The organism is Nonomuraea sp. 3N208, assembly GCF_052245935.1.
Classification (GTDB): domain Bacteria; phylum Actinomycetota; class Actinomycetes; order Streptosporangiales; family Streptosporangiaceae; genus Nonomuraea.
Genome location: NZ_JBQQBR010000042.1, coordinates 13,797 through 32,477 on the forward strand (window position 1 = coordinate 13,797; position 18,681 = coordinate 32,477).

General features: G+C 67.8%; 17 protein-coding genes, 1 tRNA gene and 1 pseudogene. 4 read left to right on the forward strand and 15 right to left on the reverse strand.

Features of this window, described 5'->3' with window-relative positions; all coding sequences use genetic code 11:
* Positions 1–27: 27 nt before the first annotated feature.
* Together ACTWPT_RS45535 and ACTWPT_RS45540 are read right to left on the reverse strand one after the other, a co-directional pair.
* Positions 28–171: a hypothetical protein gene (locus tag ACTWPT_RS45535; protein ID WP_443183881.1), complete on the reverse strand. Its 144-nt coding sequence runs from the start codon at positions 169–171 to the stop codon at positions 28–30.
* 19 nt (positions 172–190) lie between these two features.
* Positions 191–445: a helix-turn-helix transcriptional regulator gene (locus ACTWPT_RS45540; protein ID WP_443183783.1), complete on the reverse strand. Its 255-nt coding sequence runs from the start codon at positions 443–445 to the stop codon at positions 191–193.
* Between the two features lie 436 nt (positions 446–881).
* Here ACTWPT_RS45540 and ACTWPT_RS45545 point away from each other — a divergent pair, with 436 nt between their 5' ends.
* Positions 882–1,313, forward strand: a complete 432-nt coding sequence (locus ACTWPT_RS45545; protein WP_443183784.1) for a barstar family protein — start codon at positions 882–884, stop codon at positions 1,311–1,313.
* Between the two features lie 251 nt (positions 1,314–1,564).
* On the opposite strand, the gene ACTWPT_RS45550 is transcribed toward ACTWPT_RS45545, so the two are convergent.
* A tRNA-Tyr gene (locus tag ACTWPT_RS45550) sits at positions 1,565–1,646 on the reverse strand.
* 310 nt (positions 1,647–1,956) lie between these two features.
* Here ACTWPT_RS45550 and ACTWPT_RS45555 point away from each other — a divergent pair.
* Both ACTWPT_RS45555 and ACTWPT_RS45560 read left to right on the forward strand, forming a co-directional pair.
* Entirely contained in the window at positions 1,957–2,448 is a 492-nt protein-coding gene (locus ACTWPT_RS45555) for a YajQ family cyclic di-GMP-binding protein (RefSeq protein ID WP_443183785.1), read from the forward strand.
* Between the two features lie 262 nt (positions 2,449–2,710).
* Positions 2,711–3,181: an NUDIX hydrolase gene (locus tag ACTWPT_RS45560; protein ID WP_443183786.1), complete on the forward strand. Its 471-nt coding sequence runs from the start codon at positions 2,711–2,713 to the stop codon at positions 3,179–3,181.
* An 18-nt stretch (positions 3,182–3,199) separates the two neighbouring features.
* On the opposite strand, the gene ACTWPT_RS45565 is transcribed toward ACTWPT_RS45560, so the two are convergent.
* From ACTWPT_RS45565 to ACTWPT_RS45600, 8 genes and pseudogenes are all read right to left on the reverse strand, one after another.
* Positions 3,200–4,690, reverse strand: coding sequence for a hypothetical protein (locus tag ACTWPT_RS45565; protein WP_443183787.1), 1,491 nt, complete (start codon positions 4,688–4,690; stop codon positions 3,200–3,202).
* Between the two features lie 7 nt (positions 4,691–4,697).
* A complete protein-coding gene (htpX, locus tag ACTWPT_RS45570; protein WP_443183788.1) occupies positions 4,698–5,549 on the reverse strand; it encodes a zinc metalloprotease HtpX in 852 nt (283 codons plus the stop codon).
* Between the two features lie 104 nt (positions 5,550–5,653).
* A complete protein-coding gene (locus tag ACTWPT_RS45575; RefSeq protein ID WP_443183789.1) occupies positions 5,654–7,162 on the reverse strand; it encodes an NADH-quinone oxidoreductase subunit N in 1,509 nt (502 codons plus the stop codon).
* On the reverse strand, positions 7,159–8,784 hold the full coding sequence (locus ACTWPT_RS45580) for a complex I subunit 4 family protein (RefSeq protein ID WP_443183877.1): 1,626 nt from the start codon (positions 8,782–8,784) through the stop codon (positions 7,159–7,161). The genes ACTWPT_RS45575 and ACTWPT_RS45580 overlap by 4 nt, the downstream gene beginning before the upstream one ends.
* A 76-nt stretch (positions 8,785–8,860) precedes the next feature.
* Positions 8,861–10,825, reverse strand: coding sequence for an NADH-quinone oxidoreductase subunit 5 family protein (locus tag ACTWPT_RS45585; protein WP_443183790.1), 1,965 nt, complete (start codon positions 10,823–10,825; stop codon positions 8,861–8,863).
* Positions 10,826–11,091: 266 nt separating this feature from the next.
* Positions 11,092–11,406: pseudogene (nuoK, locus tag ACTWPT_RS45590) on the reverse strand (NADH-quinone oxidoreductase subunit NuoK); the annotation flags it as partial.
* Positions 11,406–12,152 carry an NADH-quinone oxidoreductase subunit J family protein gene (locus ACTWPT_RS45595; protein WP_443183791.1) on the reverse strand — a complete coding sequence of 249 codons (747 nt, stop codon included), beginning with the start codon at positions 12,150–12,152 and terminating at the stop codon, positions 11,406–11,408. The gene ACTWPT_RS45595 and the pseudogene nuoK, both read right to left, overlap by 1 nt.
* Complete coding sequence (locus ACTWPT_RS45600; RefSeq protein WP_443183792.1) at positions 12,149–13,828, reverse strand: 4Fe-4S binding protein; 1,680 nt, start codon at positions 13,826–13,828, stop codon at positions 12,149–12,151. Before ACTWPT_RS45600 ends, ACTWPT_RS45595 begins: the two co-directional genes overlap by 4 nt.
* A gap of 151 nt (positions 13,829–13,979) precedes the next feature.
* Here ACTWPT_RS45600 and ACTWPT_RS45605 point away from each other — a divergent pair, with 151 nt between their 5' ends.
* Positions 13,980–15,212 carry a protein kinase domain-containing protein gene (locus ACTWPT_RS45605; RefSeq protein WP_443183793.1) on the forward strand — a complete coding sequence of 411 codons (1,233 nt, stop codon included), beginning with the start codon at positions 13,980–13,982 and terminating at the stop codon, positions 15,210–15,212.
* Between the two features lie 43 nt (positions 15,213–15,255).
* Here ACTWPT_RS45605 and ACTWPT_RS45610 read toward each other — a convergent pair whose 3' ends face one another.
* The 4 genes from ACTWPT_RS45610 to ACTWPT_RS45625 all read right to left on the reverse strand — a co-directional run bounded on the left by ACTWPT_RS45610 (position 15,256) and on the right by ACTWPT_RS45625 (position 18,638).
* Positions 15,256–16,023 carry a hypothetical protein gene (locus tag ACTWPT_RS45610; protein WP_443183794.1) on the reverse strand — a complete coding sequence of 256 codons (768 nt, stop codon included), beginning with the start codon at positions 16,021–16,023 and terminating at the stop codon, positions 15,256–15,258.
* 238 nt (positions 16,024–16,261) lie between these two features.
* Complete coding sequence (gene nuoH, locus ACTWPT_RS45615) at positions 16,262–17,203, reverse strand: NADH-quinone oxidoreductase subunit NuoH (RefSeq protein WP_443183795.1); 942 nt, start codon at positions 17,201–17,203, stop codon at positions 16,262–16,264.
* A 344-nt stretch (positions 17,204–17,547) separates the two neighbouring features.
* Positions 17,548–18,096 (reverse strand): NADH-quinone oxidoreductase subunit C, encoded by a 549-nt coding sequence (locus tag ACTWPT_RS45620; protein ID WP_443183796.1) that lies wholly within the window; start codon positions 18,094–18,096, stop codon positions 17,548–17,550.
* Entirely contained in the window at positions 18,093–18,638 is a 546-nt protein-coding gene (locus tag ACTWPT_RS45625; RefSeq protein ID WP_443183797.1) for an NADH-quinone oxidoreductase subunit B, read from the reverse strand. Before ACTWPT_RS45625 ends, ACTWPT_RS45620 begins: the two co-directional genes overlap by 4 nt.
* Positions 18,639–18,681 lie beyond the last annotated feature (43 nt).

The following is an 18,681-nucleotide window of genomic DNA, read 5'->3' on the forward strand; positions in this document are numbered from 1 at the left end:
CGACCTGCTCAAGAGGCTGTTCCGCTTCTACGACCGCTGCGCCGACTCCGGATTGCCCGAACTCCAACGCCTGGCCACCAGCTCCCGATCCGTCGAGTTGTCCGGCTTCTTGCGCGCCACCGCGGCGTCCTCCAGGTCGATCTCCGTAGATGCCTGGATCACAGTACTCATAGGCGCGGAGCCGGGGACATCACCCGTGCTCCGCCGCTCCAGTCCACTCGAACAAATCCCTGGTCGGCAACCGCAGCGCGTCGGCGATCTGGAACACCTTGTCCAGGTGCGGGCTGTACATGCCGTTCTCGATCCGGTTGATCGTCTTGCGGTCGATGTCGGCCAATTCGCTCAGTTGTTCCTGGGTGAGGCCGTGCCCTTCGCGGAGCTCGCGCAGCCGTAGGCCGAACTGTCTGCGCAGCTCAGCGAGGCGGGGCGTGATCGGATCGGGCACTCACCCACGTTGGCGGGCATGATCCTGAAAGGTCTGTACCAACCTTGTACAAATGGCGGTAGTGGCGCCGGACCGCACAGCAGCGACATGCAAGCATGCAGCCGCACCCCGACGCGTGCAGCCGTTCTCGCAGCGCTTTGGAGAAAGAGGCATCACTCGTTTCCGCCAGACCCACTCGCTCCCAAGCGCGACGCCGCCCTGCGTCGCCTCGAAGCAGGCCTCTCGCGTGATTGACAGGATTACCTGTCAATTCAGAATCGACCGCTCAGCGGCGATGATCGTGCTGCGGGACGGCCTCGGCGCGCCAAGGTGGCCCTAGGCTCGGGTCGTTGTCATAGGCCGCGAAGTAGGGGGCGTATCCCGCGGTCAGGGCGTCGCACCGATGCCTGTCGGGTGCTCGGCTCCCCGGCATGGGCGTGCAGGTGGCGGAAGGAGCATGAGCGCCTTCGACCCGGACAGCGACCTGTCCGGTGACGTCGCCTTCCGCCTGATGGCCGCTTCCTTCGTCCGGCTGTTCGGGCGACATGCCCTGCTGGATCAGGCCATCGACTGGCTGCTCGCCCACGGCTACCAGGTGGTCCGTCTGGACGCCTCCGCGTGGATCCATGAGGAAGATCTCCACACGGCGATCGCGCAGGCGCTGGAGTTCCCGGACTACTACGGCAGAAATCTCGACGCCCTCAACGACTGCCTGAGTGATGTCACGGCGTTCGAGTATGGCGCCCGCCGAGAGGCGACAGGCCTCGTCATAGTGTTCACCGGGTACGACAAGTTCGCCGCATACTGCCCAGACGTTGCCCAGATCAGCCTGGACATCATCGCCGCCCAGGCGCGTACCGCGGCGCTGTTCGGCCACCGGATGTGCTGATTGCCGTCCCAGGGTGCTTGAGTCCTTCCTGAGGGCTCTGTGACGCTCCTTCCTGAGGTAGACGCGCGCATTGTGGGAGCCAGTGTCGCCGCAGACACATCCCGGGCGCTGCGGTCCACCAACCATGATCGCTAGGGAACGTATAGGGAACGATCAACCGTAGAGTGCCGGTGTCACTCATGGACGGCCGGACACAAAGCGAGAGGCCCGTCACCGCGTTTCCGCTGGTGACGGGCCTCTTCTAGCTGGTGTGGCAGGTGCAAGGTTCGAACTTGCGTAGGCTGAGCCGACGGTTTTACAGACCGCTCCCTTTGGCCACTCGGGCAACCTGCCTTGTCATCCGCTCTCGCGGCGACACACAGAAGAATAGCGGACTTCCGAGGTGTACGTGACACCGGTTTGTCCCGTGCCGGATTGCGGCGTCGTGCTCGACCGGAACCAGCCCAGGTACCCCCATCCACCCTCTGGGCAAAGCGGTGCTGTTGTGGGCAAGAGATCATGAGGGGTGATCATCGGTGTACGTGGGGCGGTGTCCTGCACGGCGGGCCGATGCTGGCTAGGCTCGTTCGCTGGGTCCGCGTGTTCGCGTACGCCGGGGAAAGCGGGATCCGTGTAGTGCGTCACAGCTGAGAGGGTGGGTGTTTTGGCCGATTCGTCTTTCGACATCGTTAGCAAGATCGACCGGCAGGAGGTCGACAACGCTCTGAACCAGACGGTCAAGGAGATCGGGCATCGGTTCGATTTCAAGGGCACCGGGGCGAGCATCAGCTGGTCCGGGCAGAACAACATCGAGATCAAGGCCAACAGCGAGGAGCGGGCCGATGCCGCGCTCGACGTATTCAAGGAGAAGGTGGTCAAGCGAGGGCTCTCGCTGAAGATCCTCGACGCTGGTGAGCCCAAGCTGTCCGGCAAGGAATACCGCATGCTGGTCAGCCTCAAGGAGGGCATCGACCAGGAGCACGCCAAGAAGATCTCCAAGCTGATTCGCGACGAGGGTCCCAAGGGGATCAAGGCGCAGATTCAGGGCGAGGAGCTTCGGGTGAGCTCGAAGAAGAAGGATGAGCTGCAGGAGGTCATCTCGCTGCTCAAGGGCAAGGATCTGGATATCGCTTTGCAGTTCGTCAACTACCGATAGCTGTCGTGGACATCTCCGGGGTGGCGCGCGGTCGTGGGGGTCGCGGCGTGGAGGGGCACGTGGGAGGTGGGTTCGGACGGCTCCTTGCGGTGGCATGGCATGGATGGGCCTGGCCGGGCGCGTTTCAGGATGCGCCCGGCCATGGGCTTTTCCTCGCCTGGCCGGGCGCGTTCAGGATGCGCCCGGCCATGGGCTTTTCCTGGCGCCGTGCGGGTTCGCCTGGCGCCAGGCGTACGGGTCCTGGGTCGTAGGGTCGGGGGATGTGACGAAGATTCCCCTGCGGCGCACCGCGGCGCGCGCTCTGCCCATCGATGATCAGGACCGGGTGCTCCTGCTGTACGGATTCGATCCCGAGCAGCCCGAGCTGCCGTACTGGTTCACCGTCGGCGGGGCCTTGGAGGATGGTGAGACGCCGGCCGAGGCCGCCGCGCGTGAGCTGTATGAGGAGGCCGGGATCTGGGTTGGCGTCGAGGAGTTCGGCGCGCCGTTCGGGGCCCGCACCATCGAGTTCTCCTGGGCGGGCTACGCCATCACGCAGGACCAGGTCTTTCTCACGGTACGGGTGGGTGACGCGGTCGTGTCGTTCGAGCACATGGAGCAGATCGAGAAGGACACGACGATCGGTTATCGGTGGTGGAGTGTCGAGGAGCTCGAGAGCGCCGAGGAGGTCTTCCATCCCGAGGATCTTGCGGCCTTCCTGCGGACGGTCATTGCGGGTGGAGGAGTCGCGTAGCGGTCCCGCGTCGGCTGGTCACTGGGGGCGGAGGATTCGGGTGGCGCCTGCGATCAGTGCCGTTGCCAGGATCCAGCCCGAGACGATGAGCGCGTACGCCAGCCACTGCGTCCACCCGCCCGGGTCGAAAAACTCTCGTTGCCCGAATGTGGGCAGAGGGAGCAGCAGGTCGAAGGTGTATGCGAACGAGTTGAAATCTGGGCTCTCGGCTGGCTTGAGGGCTCTGGGTGGGTTGAGGGCGAAGACGACCGTGCCGATCGCCAGCAGCAGCGTGAACCACATGCCCGCCAGCCAGGGTCGGTAGCCGTACCCGACCGCTACGTCGAGCAGCCGGCCCCATATCCGGCCCCCGAGTCCCTGGGTCTGGCGCCTGGCGCGGAGCTTGGCCAGCTGGGTGCGGCGGGCCAGGGCGTCGTTGCCGTCGCTGAGGTACCAGGCGGCCAGTTGCTCGTACGGCTGCGGGCGGAAGCCCTCGGGGTCGCGCGTGACCCATTCGACCCTCCTGGTGACGCCGGAGCCGCGCAGGCGGTCGTATGTCAGGCCGTTCAGGCGAAGTTTCTCCGGCCATGTGTCGGGGTCGTCGTGCAGGGTGCCTAACCTCGAGTTCGTGAGGGTGACGACTCCGTCGACGGGCTCGGCGGGCTTGAGGTAGAGCTCGCGGACCTCCATATGGCTCATGTGGAGGGCGTAGCGGGTGTCGGGGCTGCTCACGGTGCCGCTGAGGGAGAACGTTCCGTTGATGCGGGCGCCGCGGAGCCGTACGCAGCCTTCTGCGTGGAAACCGTCGGTGCAGCGCATGATGTCCTCGACGACCATGCTGTCGGCCGTGAGGGCTTCCTTGCCGGGATTGCGGAGTGTGGCGCCCTCCAGGAAGAGTCCGCCGTTCAGACGGGCGCCTACCAGGCCGACGCCGCCGGTGAGATCGGCGTTGCGCAGGTACATGCCGGAGTCCACGACGACGGCGTTCGCGTACAGGGCCCATTCGCCGTCGTCGCTCACGATCTTGGTGCCGCCGAGCCACAGACCGCTCTCGAACTGGGCTCGGCCGACGCGGACGCCGCCGGTGATGTTGGACCCGGAGAGGCTGAGGTGGCCGGCGACCCGCATGCCGCCCCCGCTGAGGCCGGGAAACGTGCAGTCGGTCAGGCGGATGGTACGGGTGGTGGCGTTGGTGAGCCGGAGGGGTTCGTCCAGATGGCAGCCGCTCAGCACCAGTTCGTGCTGGAGGGCGCCGCCTAGGACCGTGAGCTGGCCGGTGATCCGCGCACCGCGCACCCGTACCGCGGGGACGTGACCGGCGCCGCCGTCGCGAGCGCCGAGTAGCAGAGAGGAGATCACTTTGGCCCGGATCGTGCGCTCGGGGCCCCAGGTGTCGCCGTCCTTGGGTGCGTTCTCTCCGGCGGGACAGCCGGTGCCGGACGTGAGCGGGGCGAAGTCGACGTAATCGCCTGTGGGGAACGCGTTCCACAGCTTGCGCTCGGCCTCGGTCAGCCGGGGGGTTCGGCCCATCGGTCGATCAGCGGCGGTAGCCGGCCATGCGCTCGAGGCGGGCGACGCGCTCGGACGTGGGCGGGTGGGTCGAGAAGAGGCGGCCGAAGCCGGAGCCGCTGAACGGGTTCGCGATCATCATGTGGGAAGCCGAGGTGAGGCGGCTGTTCTCAGGGAGCGGAAGCCGGCGGGCGCCCATCTCGATCTTGCGGAGGGCGGAGGCCAGGGCTAGCGGGTCGCCCGTGAGCCGGGCGCCGGACTCGTCGGCCTGGAACTCTCTGGTACGAGAGATCGCCATCTGTACCATCCCTGCCGCTACCGGGCCCAGGACCATCATCAGCAGCGCGCCTACGAAGCCCGGGCCCTCGTCGTCATCGGAGCCGCCGAAGAACACGGCCACGTAGCTGAGCCAGGTGATCATCGTAGCAAGCGCGCCGGCCACGGACGAGACGAGAATGTCCCGGTTGTATACGTGCGACAGCTCGTGCCCGATCACGCCGCGCAGCTCGGCCTCGTCGAGCAGCTGAGTCAGTCCGTACGTGACGCACACCGCGGCCTTGCGCGGGCTTCGGCCCGTCGCGAACGCGTTCGGCTGTGCCGTCGGCGAGATGTACAGCCGCGGCATGGGCTGGCGGGCCTCGGTGGACAGCTCACGCACGATCCGGAAGAGCGTGGGCTGCTCGACCTCGCTGACCGGCCTGGCCCGCATGGCCGACAGCGCGATCCGGTCGGAGAAGAAGTAGGCGGCGCCGTTGCTCACCAGGGCGAGCACGAGGGCGATCTGCACACCGGTCCCGCCGCCCAACCACGCGCCCACCGCGACAATCAGCGCCGACAGGCCGCCGAGTAGCACGGCCGTGCGCAGACCGTTGTGGTGCAAGGTTCCCCCCTTCGTGGTCGAGGTCCACCACGTCCAACGACGATGACCCGGCTCTTCGTTCCCCGCCGTACTCAACTGAGGGCGGAGCGCGACTTTCTGGTTTGTCATCTGGCGGACAGCGTGGTCACGTCCAGGACCAGTTGCGGCGCGATCGAGAACAGGATCGCCGCCGCCACGGCCACGCCCATAGCGGGCCAGATCGCCGGTGGCGGGCGGTGCGCGGCGGGCGCCGTGGCCTCTGCCGGGGTGAACAGGCGTGCCGTCCAGACGGCGTAGTAGTAGAGGCCGATCACCGTGTTGACGGCCATGACCAGCGCGAGCCAGCCGGTGTCGCCCTCGATGATCTCGCGGAAGACGAAGACCTTGGCGAAGAGCCCGGCCAGGCCCGGCGGCAGACCGGCCAGGCAGACCAGGCAGAATGCGAGCGCGACGCCCGCCGCCCGGCTGCGGTAGACCAGGCCGCGGTAGTCGTCGAGCTCGTTACGGACGGCTGTTCTGGAGACGAGCATGACGACTGCGAACGCGCCGAGGTTCATGGCCGCGTAGATGACGAGATACGCGGTGGACGCACCGATCGCGCCAGCCGTGCCGACCGCGAGCGGGGCCAGGATGTAGCCGGACTGGGCCACCGAGGACCAGGCCAGCAGGCGTACGGCCGAACGCTGACGCAGGGCGAGCAGATTGCCCACGGTCATGGTCAGCGCGGAGATGATCGCGATGATCGGGGTCCAGATGGCGGCCTGCCCGGACAACGCCGCGACCAGGATGAGGATCAGCCCGGCGAACCCCGTCGCCTTGGAAATGACCGACAGCAGGGCGGCCACCGGGATGGGAGCGCCCTGGTAGACGTCGGCCGCCCAGGAATGGAACGGCACGGCGGCGATCTTGAAGGCGAACCCGGCCACGACAAGGACCACACCGACCGTGACGACGGCGGGCAGGCCCTGGTCGGCGGGCAGCGGCGTGCCCGGCGCCGGGATCTGACCGCTGAAGACGGCGGCCAGGCGGGACAGGTAAACCGTGCCGGCGATGCCGTACAGGAGGGAGACGCCGAACAGCATGATCGCCGTGGAGACGACGGACACGACGAACAATTTCACGGCCGCCTCGGAGGAGCGGCCGTCGTAACGCTTCAGCGCGGTCAGGGCGAACACCGGGAGCGAGACCAGCTCCAGTGCCACCACCAGCATGATCAGGTCACGGGAGGCAGGCAGGGTCACCGCACCTACGAGGGTGCAGAGCAGGAGGAAGTGCCACTCGCCGACCGGGATGCCGCCGCCTGCCAACTCGGTCATCGACATCAGGACGACGACCACGGCCGCCACCAGCACCAGGCCCGCGAAGACCAGCGTGAAGCCGTCCGCGACGAAGGAGCAGAGCACCTCCTCGGTAACGAGGTGAGGAGGGACACAGAAGGTCTGGCCGCCGCCGATCGCCATCTGGGCTATGACGAAGCCCAGGGAGGTCAGGATGCCGGCGAGCGTGATCAGGCCCAGCGTGGTCTTCGTACGCGGGCGGGCGGGGAGGAAAGCGTCGAGCAGCAGCACCAGGCCGGCCACGACGGCCAGCACCAAAGGGGGCGCGATGACGAAGTAGTCGATCTGCTGGATCATGAGATGGCTCCCAGCAGGGTCTGCACGGCCGGTGTGGTGAGGGAGAGCAGGAGGCCCGGCCAGAGGCCGAAGAGGAGGATCAGGGCCACGAGCGGCGTCCAGGCCAGCAGTTCGTGGGTCCTGATGTCGGCTGCCGCCGATGGCTCCAGGACGGCAATCTGTTGCGGGGGCGAGTCGAGAGGGACGACGGGGCGTTCGTCCGGGGTTTCGCGGACAAGGCGATCGTCCGCGGCTTCAGCGCGGAGCTCGATGGCCGGCTCGGGACGGCCATGGGTGACGCGGGAGAGCATGACCAGGAAGTACGCGGCCGTTAGGACCGCGCCCAGGCCGCCGATCGCCATGTACGTGAGGAACAGGCCGCGGGGCAGGCCGTTCGCCGGCTGATACGAGCCGTAGAGCGCCAGCATCTCGCCCCAGAACCCGGCCAGCCCGGGCAACCCGAGCGAGGCGATCGACGCGTACGTGAGCACCGATCCGAGCCGCGGCAACGTTGCCAGCATGCCACCGCCCAGCGACGGCATGTCTGCGGTGTGGTAGCGCTCCTTGACGGCGCCGGCCAGGAAGAAGAGCAGGCCGGTGATCAGGCCGTGGGCGACGTTGGCGAAGAGCGCGCCATTGATGCCGACGGGGGTCAGCGTGGCGAAGCCGAGCAGGACGAAGCCCATGTGGCCGACTGAGGAGTAGGCGATCATACGTTTGAGGTCGCGCTGGGCGAGGCACGCCAGGGCCCCGTACACGATGCCGACCACCGCGAACGCGCCCAGCCACGGCGCCACCGCCACCGCCCCTTCGGGGAGGATGGGGATGGCGATCCTGGCGAAGCCGTACGTGCCCATCTTCAGCAGCACCCCGGCCAGCAGCACCGAGCCCACGGTGGGTGCCTCCGTGTGGGCATCGGGCAGCCAGGTGTGCAGCGGCCACATGGGGGTCTTGACCGCCAGGCCGATGCCGATCGCCACGAATGCCAGGATCTGCACCGATCTGGCCATACCGCTGCCGTGGGCCGCGCTCAGCGTCTCGATGTCGAGCGTGCCGGTCTGGGCCCAGACCAGCAGCAGGCCGAGCAGCATCACCACCGAGCCGAGCAGCGTGTAGAGGATGAACTTGATCGACGCCGACCGCCGGCCCTCGCCGCCCCAGACGCCGATCAGGAAGTACATCGGGATCAGCACGATCTCGAAGAACACGAAGAAGAGCAGCAGGTCGAGGGCGAGGAACGTGCCGATCATGCCGACTTCGAGCACGAGCAGCGTGAACACCAGCGCCCTCGGCCTGGTGCCCATCAGCTGGCCGGGAGCTCGGGCGCTGCCCCAGGACAGATAGACGAAGCACAGGAACGTCAGCAGGGCCGTCAGCGCGATCAGCGGCAGCGAGATCCCGTCGACGCCGAGGTGGAAGCGGAGCCCGAGTCCCGGGATCCAAGGGATGTCCACCTCGAACTGCTGCCGCGCGGCCTGGCCGTAGTCGAACATCGCCACCAGCAGGGCGGCCAGGGCCAGCGTGATGCCCGAAAGGATCAGTCCGTACGTGCGCAGCGCCGGGCGGAGGGCCTGCGGGGCCAGGACGAGGGCGAGTGCGCCGAACAGCGGCACGGCCAGCAGCGCGACGGGAATCCAGCCCATCATGCGGACACCACCGCCCCACCGTTCACGGACCGTCCGGTCATGCGAACCGCTCCTGCGTTCATGGGCCGCCCGGTCATGCGAACATCACCGCCCCCACCGCGATCAGGAGGACACCGGCCAGGACGCCGGTGACATAGAGCTGGACGTTGCCGTTCTGGGCCAGTCGCAGGATCCCGGACAATCCGCGGGCCGATCTGCCGGAGCCGCGTACCGCCCCGTCCACGACCACGTCGTCCGTCCTGACGACCAGCCTGGCCAGGGCCAGGACCGGGCGTACAAAGAGCGTGGCGTACAGCCGGTCCGCATAGAACGCCTGCTCACACGGCGCCCGCAGCGGGCCCAGCAGGCGGGCGGGGTCGGCCATGGGGTCGATGCGCCAGAACGAGTACACGGCCCCCACGCCGAGCACCGCGAGCACGATGCTGATGGCGGCCACGCCCAGGTCCACATGGAGCTCGCCGGCGAAGCCGAGCAACAGGGCCGGGACGGCGAGGAGGATGACGGGCACGAGCATCGTCCGCGGAGCCTCCGTGACGTCAACGACGTGGGCCGTGCCCGGCTCGGGCTCGGGCAGCGCCACCGCCCTCGCCTCGCCGAAGAACGTGCGGAGCCAGGCGCGGGTGGCGTACGCACCGGTGACGGCCACTGTGGCGAGGCCGCAGCCGTACAGGAGGAGCGCTGCCGCGTCCGTCAGCGTGCCGGTGGCCAGGGCGTCGTCCATGGCTGCCAGGATCGCGTCCTTGCTGAAGAAGCCGCTGGCCGGAGGGATGCCCATCAGGGCGGCGAAGCCTATCGTCATCGTCACGAACGTGACCGGCAGCTCCCGGCGCAGGCCGCCCATCTGCGTCATCAGGTTGGAGCCCACGTGGTGGATCACCGCTCCGGCGCAGAGGAACAGCAGCGCCTTGAACGCACCGTGTGTGAGCAGGTGGAAGATGGCCGACGTTTCGGAGCCCGCGGCCAGGCCGCCGGCCATGTAGGCGAGCTGGCTGACCGTGGAATAGGCGAGCACCCGTTTCAGGTCGTCCTGCGCCAGCGCGGCCAGCGCGGCGCCGAGCATGCCCAGTGCCGCCACGACGGCCAGGACGTCCATCGTGGGCGGGGCTGCGCGGAACACGTCGAAGAGCCTGGCGACGATGAAGATCCCGGCGGCGACCATGGTGGCGGCGTGGATCAGCGCGCTGATCGGCGTCGGGCCCGCCATGGCGTCGGGGAGCCACGTGTGCAGCGGGACCTGGGCGCTCTTACCTGCCACACCTGCCAGGAGGAGCATGGTGGCGGTCACGACAGTGGCCGTGGACATCTCCGGCACTCTCGCCAAGACCTCGGCGATGCGGAAACTGCCCGCCGCCTGGCCCAGCACGAAGATCCCGAAGAGGAAGCCGACGTCACCGAGGCGGGTCACGAGGAACGCCTTCACCGCGGCGCGCGAATTGCCCCTGTCCTCCCACCAGTGGCCGATGAGCAGGTACGAGCAGAGACCCATGATCTCCCAGCCGACGTAGAGGACCAGGAGGTCGCCCGCGTACACGACCAGGAGCATCGCGCTGGTGAACAGGCTGATGAAGGCGCTGTAGGAGGGGTAGCGCGGGTCGTCTTTGAGGTATCCGACCGAATAGACCTGTACGGCCAGGGCTACGAGCGTTACCAGGACGCCGATGAGGCTGGATAGGGGGTCGGCCTGGAGGGTGAGCGAGATCGGGATGGCGCCGGTGGTAACCGTGCCATAGGTCTGGCCTGTGGGCTGTGGTGATGTGGTGGTGCCGGCTAGGAACGCGAAGCCCGGGTCCCAGGCCAGCCAGGCGGCCAGCACTGCTGAGGCGGTGGTGGGCAGGATGGCGAGCCAAGCAGCCCGGGCGTTCGCACGCTCCCCGGCTGCTTCTGGTGTTCCGGTCTCGGGCGCGGTGTCGCTTCCGTTCCCATGGGGCGGAGGGGGGCCGACGGTGGCTGGGCGTTGGTGGGGCCAGCGTGAAAGCAGCAGGCCTGCGAAGGCGGCCAGGAAGGGGAGGAGGACGGCCAGCAGCGGAAAGGTCGTCATAGCCTGCCACCTCGCTTCACCGGCTGCTCGCCTCCATGGCCGTCCTTGGCGTCTTGCTGGTGACCTCGGTGCTCCTGGGGTTTCGGTGTGCCGGTTGTGCTGTCGCCATCGGAGGCAGGGGTGCCATGGGACGACTGTGCTGTGGGAGTGGCCTTGGGGTCGGGCATGTCACCCGGGAGGCTCGCCTGAGCGCGTACAGGTGCTGTCAGGTTGTCGGTCGCGGCTCGGGTGGGCGAAGAGGCGGAAGTGGTGCTGAGAGCGGGAAGGTCGTCGGCGGGTTCGGCGAGGTCGCGGAGGTGGTCGATGTCGACCGTACGGCGGTTGCGGTAGAGGGCGAGGACGATCGCGAGGCCCAAGCCCACTTCGGCGGCCGCGATGACGATGACGAAGAGAGTGAGCACCTGACCGCTGTGCAGGCGGTCGCGGAGCCATACGTCGAAGGCCACCAGGTTGAGGTTGACGGCGTTGAGCATCAACTCGACCGACATCAGCACGAGGATCGTGTTGCGGCGGGCGAGCACGCCGTAGACGCCGATCGAGAAGAGGAGCGCGGAGACGACTGCCGGGTAGACGATATGCACTAATGACTCCCGGGTTGATCGGGTGCCGAGCTACCGCCGGTCTGACGGACTCCCGTATTTTCCGCGGTGTGATCGTGCGGCACGGGACCCTGGGCCTGAGCACGCACGGGAGAATTGGACGCCTGGGCGCGCGGATCCCCCGGCTGGGTGGGTGTCGCTGGACGCCGCGGCTGATCAGGCGGTGAGGAATCGCCTGTTGGGTCTGGTGGTGCGCCGCCGGGGATGTCCGTACGGGACAGCACGATGGCGCCGATCAGCGCGGCGAGCAGCAGCACGGACAGGGCCTCGAAGGGCAACACCCAGGTGGCGAACACGCTTGCGCCCAATTCCTTGGCGGCGCCCGGGCCGGGTATCAGGGGTGTGTACGCCGTGCGGAATCCGTCGATCACCACCGTGACCAGGATGGCGGCCGTCGCCAGCGCCACGGCGGCAGAGACGAGCCGGTTGCCGCTGTCGAGGTCCGCGGAGCGGCCGATGGGGGCTCGGGTGAGCATGATGCCGAACAACAGCAGGACGACCACCGCGCCCACGTAGATCAGCACCTGGACCCAGGCCACGAACTCGGCCGTCAGCACCAGGTAACAACCCGCCAGGGCCCCGAAGCAGACCACGAGCCAAAGCGCCGCGTGGACCAGTTGTCTGGTCGTGACGACAAGCAGCGCCGATCCGACCACTACCGCGCCCAGCAGCAAGAACACGATTTCTTGCCCGGTGGGTGACAGGTAGGAGGGCACCGTCTCGGTCACGACTCCTCCTCGGACTCCCTTGTTTCGTCAGGGCCGAGCCGTCCGGGCGGGCGGATGGACCGTGGATCGGCCATCTTGCGCCTGCGAGGGCTCGCGGCAGAAGTCTGCTCCTCCGGCTCGGGCCGTGGTTGCGGATCGGCCGAGGCTGTGGACAACTTTTCTGATGTCGGATCGCCTGTGGATGAAGCCGGTCCCTGTGGCTGCTCTCCTGTGGAGGAGGCTTCGGTTTCCGGTCCGTCCGTCGGCTCGGAAGCCGGTCCGTCGCTCACGGTCGTCTCGGGAGTGGGCTCGCCGGCCTCCGCCGGCCCGGAGGTGGGCTCGCCGGCCTCCGCCGGCCCGGAGGTAGGCTCGCCGGCCTCCGCCGGCCCGGAGGTAGGCTCGCCGGCCTCCGCCGGCCCGGAGGTAGGCTCGCCGGCCTCCGCCGGCCCGGAGGTAGGCTCGCCGGCCTCCGCCGGCCCGGAGGTAGGCTCGGCTGAGGGGCCGCTGGGGGCGGGGCTGCCTGTGGTTGAAGTAGTGCCTTCGGGTGGCGGCGTGCGGGCCTCGCGCTCGGAGCCAGTGGGAAGGGCGCCGGGTGGGCGGATTCCGCGTACGTTCGACATCGGCCGGCGTTGACGCTGGGGTCTGTCTGTGGGGCCTGATGCCGTTGCGGGACCTTCGCCGGGCGCGTTCGTGGCCGGTTTCGCGTCTTGCGCGTGGGCCGTCGGATCCGTCCCCGCGGCGTGGTCGGCCGCTTCCGGGCCTATGGGGGTGGTTGTCGCGCGTGCGCTGGTCTGGTCCGACGTGGCGTCGTGGGCAGGCGTACGGTCGGTTGGCTTGGTGCCGACCGGCTCGACCGAGGTGGGCTGGCCCGGTCCGCCTGATGCGGATTTGCCTGGTTCGGATGCACGGATACGCGCTTCGTCTGAGGTTTCGGAAGACCCTATGTCCGGCGGGGCACCTGATGGGTGGACGGCGCGTTCTGAGGCATCGGCGTTGGGCTGTTCGGCGCCCGGGCTAGAGGGCCGTTCGGTGGCGGGGCCGGACGTGCTTTCCGTGGCCGGACGGGCCGGGTGATCGGCGGACGGGCCAGGTCCGCGGCCGGACGCAGGTCGTGAAGGGCGTTCGGCGCCCTGGCGTGACGGGCGGTCGGCGGATGGGCCGCGATCCGCAGTTGGGCGGGGGGAACGGTCGGGGGCCGGGCGGCGGGGGGCGGCGGTGAGTTCCTTGGGTGGCTCGGCGCCGGGGTCGTGGGCCGGAGGCGGGGGAACTGTCTGGGTCCAAGCCGCCAGCCGGTCCTTCTCATGCAGGAGGTTGCGGATGTCGCCCTCGGCGTACTCGAACTCCGGGGACCAGAAGAGCGCGTCGAACGGGCACACCTCGATGCAGATGCCGCAGTACATGCAGAGGGAGAAGTCGATGGCGAAGCGGTCGAGAACGTTGCGCTGGCGGGCCCGGCCGCCCTCGGGGGCCGGGATGGTCTCCTTGTGGGAATCGATGTAGATGCACCAGTCGGGGCACTCCCGGGCACAGAGCATGCAGGAAGTGCAGTTTTCCTCGACCAGGGCGATGACGCCTCGGCTGCGCGGCGGTAGGTCGGGCTTGACTTCGGGATATTGCTGCGTCACCGATCTACGCAGCATGTGGCGAAGGGTGATAGACAACCCCTTTGCCAGTCCGACTCCCGGCATCCTCCCCATACCAACATCATGTCGCACTTAGCGGCGCAGGTGAATGAGTCAGAGCGTTGTCCCCAGTTTTTTCCACAGCCATCCACAGGTTGGCGGGGGGTTATCCACAAGCTGAGGACATGCCCGGTATGAACCGCGACAGGGCGATAGTCTCTCGGCCATGCAGCACAGCCATCCAGTCCGCCCCAGTGGCGGGGCGTGGGCGGCCGCCGTCGTGTGGGCCTGCCTGCCCCTATTCACGTGCGGACTGGCGACCCCGTTCACCATCGGGTTCGCGGCGTTCTGGCTGCGCAGCGTGTTCCAGGCCGTGGCCGCCTCCGTCTACCTGGTCTGCATCGGCTCGTTCGTGATCTCGGCACTCGCCTACGACAACTTCGACGACATCCCTCAGCCGCTGGCCGGGCTGGTGTCCCTAGGGCTCGTCGTCAGCTGGATCGGCGGTGTCATCCACTCCGGGATCCTGGTGCCGATGATGGTGCGGGCGCGACTCCGCGCGCCTTTGCACATCCAGCACCCGCAGTACCAACAGCACCGCCGACACCAACCCCAGCCGCACATGCAGCACATGCAGCCCATGGATCTGCACCAGCGGACCACCGCACCCACCTCCCAGCGGCGACCCGGTGAGCCCGAGTGGATCGGCCACTATCGGGTGCTCAAGCCACTCGGACGTGGCGGGCAGGGGGCTGTTTATCTGGCTGCGGCGCCCAACGGGGTGCGGGTCGCCGTGAAGGTGCTGCACGATCTGGTCGACGAGACGGCGCGGGCGAGGTTCGCGCGGGAAGTGGAGGCGGCCCGGCGGGTGGCGACGTTTTCCACAGCCCGGGTGTTGGACGTGAACATCACCGGGCAATACCCGTACATCGTCAGCGAATACGTGGAAGGGCCGTCGCTGGAGCAGCTCGTCAGGAAGCACGGGCCGCGCGACGAGGACAGCCTGACTCGGCTGGCGTTATCCACAGCGGGCGCGCTGGCGGCCATCCACAAGGCGGGGATCGTTCATCGCGATTTCAAGCCTAGTAACGTGCTGATCGGGCATGACGGGCCACGGGTGATCGATTTCGGGATCGCTCGAGCGCTCGATCAGATGACCATGACGTCCGGGAAGATGGTGGGGACGCCGCCGTATATGTCGCCTGAGCAGCTGTCCGGGGAGACGGTAGGGCCGGCCTCCGACGTGTTCAGCTGGGCAGTGACGATCATGTTCGCGGCCACGGGGCGGCCGGCGTTCGGGGAGGACTCCGTACCTGCGGTTTTCAACCGGGTGCTCACCGTTCATCCGGACTTGTCGCCGTTGTCCCCTGCGTTACGCGGGATTGTGGGGAGTTGTCTCAACAAGCGGCCCGAGGAGCGGCCTTCGGCCTCCGATGTGATGTTGGCAATCATCAACTGATGATCAACTAACGCCACACGTCAGGTGGTCGATTCAGCGCGTGTCAGGGCGTGGCGGCCTTGGCGTTCTTGATCAGGTTCAGATATTCCTCGCGTGACACTCGGTGCACGCCCAGGAAAAGGTCGTTGCGTGTGGCGAAGCGGTTCACGTCGTCAGCGGGCCAGGGCCCGGGGAGATGGTGGAGCGGGTGGCCGGGGCGGTCGAGGATGACGAGGCCGATCAGGTCCTCGTAGCGGTAGAGGAGCAGGCGGAAGGCCTGGCCGGGCGCCTCGCCCATGCGGAGGTCGGCTATGACGTCGTTTCCCTGGATGATCTGGAGCTTGCTGGGATACTTGCCGACCAGGTACGGGCCATTGGCCGGGCCCACGATGCTGCCCTGTTTGACGCGCCAGCGGTGCAGTCTCGTAATAACGGGGCGGATGAGCAGCAATGCCGGACTGAAAGCCGCGACCAGCCATTTCGCATCGACGATGTCAAGAATGAGCCGGCCGATCGAGGCCACGCCGCGCCAGGCGACCCACAGCCCCGTGGACGCCAGATAGGCCATGAGCCCTAAGCCGACGACTCCCCCGCAAATGGCTACGGTTTTGCGCCATTTGGTGAGCAAGGGACGTGAGAGGCCGCGTAGGCGTGCCCAGCCGGGGGCGCGGCTCGCGAGGACCGCGCGCACATGGTCTGAGGGTCTGTTGCGGGCGTCCACCAGTGGGATTCCGGCCCTTTCCGCGAAGGACCGCAGGTGGGGCGCGTGCCATTCGCCGGGCAAGTCGAGTACGACCAGGCCGTCGGCGTCCAATGCGGCCAGGCCCTGCACGGAGGAGTCCCCTGGTCATAGCTGTAGTGATAAAGCGCGGCCGGCGTCAGGCGTACCGAATGACCTGAGGCGTTGTCGGTGACTGCCAGTGAATCCCCATCGGCGGTCAGGATGGTTTTCGGGCAGCGGCTGCCTTTTGTCGCGCCTGCTACCGGAAGAAGCTCTTTCATTCGTCATCCCCCATGGGCCCCTGTCAGGAACGACGAATAAGGCGGATGTAAAGTTTCCGCCTTGAAATTCAGATGAGGACTTTGACGACGCCGGTGAGTGCCAGTTGGACGAGAGCCAAGGGAACGAGGCCGGCCCAGGCGAGCTTCTGAAGCTGGTCCTCGCGCAGCCGCGGATACGTCACCCGCAGCCAGATCACGACGAACGCCAGCACGAACACCTTGACCAGCGTCCACAGCCAGCCGGGCAGGAACGGGCCGTGCCAGCCGCCCAGGAACAGGACGGTGGTCAGGAAGGACAGGACCACGATCCCGGCGTACTCGGCGAGCATGAACAGGGCGAAGCGCATGCCGGTGTATTCCGTCATCGGGCCCATGATGATCTCGGACTCGGCGATCGGCATGTCGAACGGCGGCCGCCGCAGCTCGGCCAGCCCAGCCAGGAAGAAGACCACGCCGCCGATCGCCTGCCACGGCAGCCACCACCACTGCCACGCCTCGACGATTCCCGGGATCGACAGCGTGCCCGCTGCCATCGCCACCGAGGAGGCCGCCAGCACCAGCGGCAGCTCGTACGACGTGAGCTGAGCGGCCGAGCGCATGCCCCCGAGCACGGAGTATTTGTTGGCCGAGGCCCAGCCGGCCATGATCGAGCCGAGCACGCCGATGCCCATGACAGCGAGAACGAAGAAGAGGCCCAGGTCGAGGTCCACGGCCACGCGACCACGGTCGATGGGGATGGCGATCAGCACCACCAGGTACGGCACCAGCGCCACGCCGGGAGCGATCATGAAGATGCGGCGGTCGGCCGCGGCCGGGATGACGTCCTCCTTCTGCGCGAACTTCACCCCGTCAGCGATGAGCTGCGCCCAGCCGTGGAAGCCGCCGGCGTACATGGGGCCGAGCCGTGACTGCATGTGGGCCATGACCTTGTGCTCGGTCTGACCGATGATCAGGGGTAGCGCCAGGAACACGATGAGGATGACGGCGAAGCTCAGCACCACATCAAGCATTGAACGGCTCCCCATCGGAGTCGGTTGGCGCACTTCGATGATCGGGCCGTAGCAGGCGGCCCAGGGCGATCGGCGGTTCCGGGAGCGATGCCCAGATTCGGGCGGTTGGTCTCACCCCGGACGGCGAGCAGGGAATGGCCGTGCGTAGAGCCTGGGTTGCCAACCCGACCTCACCGACCAGGGACGCCGAGCGGAGGTGGGCCGTCCGTGCCGCCGCGGGCGGCGAGCGGAGCCCGGCCGTGGGTGAGGCCACGGACAGCGAGCGGAGCCCGGCCGTGGGTGAGGCCGCGGACGGCGAGCGTGGACGAGGCGTCGGTGGCGCCTCGGGTGCAGGGCGGGGTGGGTCAGGCATCCGGGGCTCCCCAGTCTGCGGGTACGCCCGGTGGGAGCGTTTTGCGGCGGCTTGGGGCCCCGTGTCCGGACTCCCCGGGTTCCTTGGCGCCAGGCCAGGGCTTGGCCACGCGAGCGGCCAGGATGAAGTCCTTGCGTAGCGGGTAGCCTTCGAAGCCGTCGGGCAGCAGCAGCGGCACCAGGTAAGGGTGGCCGTCGAAGATGACGCCGAACATCTCGTACGTCTCCCGCTCGTGCCAGTTGGCACCCCGGTAGACGCCGACGGCGGTCGGCAGGTGTGGGTCGGCGCGCGGCACGCGAGTGCGGAGCAGCAGCCGCTCGCCGGCGACCGGGTTGTAGACATGGGCCACGACGAGGAAGGCGTCCGGCGGGTCGTCGACGCCGGTCAGCCAGTCGAAGAACGCGTAGCCGAGGTCGTCGCGGACGAACGTCAGCAGCTCGATCCAGTCGGCGGGCGCGACGTCGATCGTGGTGTCGCCATACGACTCGGAGAGCTCGGCGCGATCGCCGAAACGTGCGGAGAGCTCGGCGGCCGCCTTCACGCCTCCTCCTCCGATGACGACGACGAGTGCGAGCGGGACCACACGTAGCGGTCGCTGAGCTTCTCCTCGGCGATCTTTTCCTGGAGCTTCATGATCCCGTACAGAAGGGCCTCGGGCCTGGGCGGGCAGCCGGGCACGTAGACGTCCACAGGGATGATCTGGTCCACACCGTTGGTCACGCAGTAGGAGTCCCAGTACGGGCCGCCGGTGTTGGAGCAGGCGCCGAACGAGATCACGTATTTCGGGTCGGGCATCTGCTCGTACAGGCGTTTGACGGCCGGGGCCATCTTGTCGGTGACCGTGCCTGAGACGATCATGAGGTCGGCCTGGCGCGGACCGTTCGCGAACGGGATCACTCCGAACCTGATGAAGTCATGCCTGCTCATCGACGTCGCGATGAACTCGATCGCGCAGCACGCCAGCCCGAAGTTGAACACCCACAGGGAATAGCGGCGACCCCAGTTGAGCACGAAGCGCATCGGCTTGGGCGCCAACCGGGAGATCGGCCCCACTGTGGGCATCGGGAGATCCGTTGCTGCCATGATTCCATTGTTGCGCGAATCGCAGGTCAGGCAAAGAAGGCCG

Bases quoted from the DNA above. Each gene is read 5' to 3' on its own strand.
- ACTWPT_RS45545 (WP_443183784.1), top strand. From the start codon at position 882: ATGAGCGCCTTCGACCCGGACAGCGACCTGTCCGGTGACGTCGCCTTC.
- ACTWPT_RS45585 (WP_443183790.1), bottom strand. From the start codon at position 10,825: ATGACGACCTTTCCGCTGCTGGCCGTCCTCCTCCCCTTCCTGGCCGCC.
- nuoH (WP_443183795.1), bottom strand. From the start codon at position 17,203: ATGCTTGATGTGGTGCTGAGCTTCGCCGTCATCCTCATCGTGTTCCTG.
- ACTWPT_RS45565 (WP_443183787.1), bottom strand. From the start codon at position 4,690: ATGGGCCGAACCCCCCGGCTGACCGAGGCCGAGCGCAAGCTGTGGAAC.
- ACTWPT_RS45575 (WP_443183789.1), bottom strand. From the start codon at position 7,162: ATGATCCAGCAGATCGACTACTTCGTCATCGCGCCCCCTTTGGTGCTG.
- ACTWPT_RS45535 (WP_443183881.1), bottom strand. From the start codon at position 171: ATGAGTACTGTGATCCAGGCATCTACGGAGATCGACCTGGAGGACGCC.
- ACTWPT_RS45605 (WP_443183793.1), top strand. From the start codon at position 13,980: ATGCAGCACAGCCATCCAGTCCGCCCCAGTGGCGGGGCGTGGGCGGCC.
- ACTWPT_RS45625 (WP_443183797.1), bottom strand. From the start codon at position 18,638: ATGGCAGCAACGGATCTCCCGATGCCCACAGTGGGGCCGATCTCCCGG.
- ACTWPT_RS45580 (WP_443183877.1), bottom strand. From the start codon at position 8,784: ATGGGCTGGATTCCCGTCGCGCTGCTGGCCGTGCCGCTGTTCGGCGCA.
- ACTWPT_RS45600 (WP_443183792.1), bottom strand. From the start codon at position 13,828: ATGGGGAGGATGCCGGGAGTCGGACTGGCAAAGGGGTTGTCTATCACC.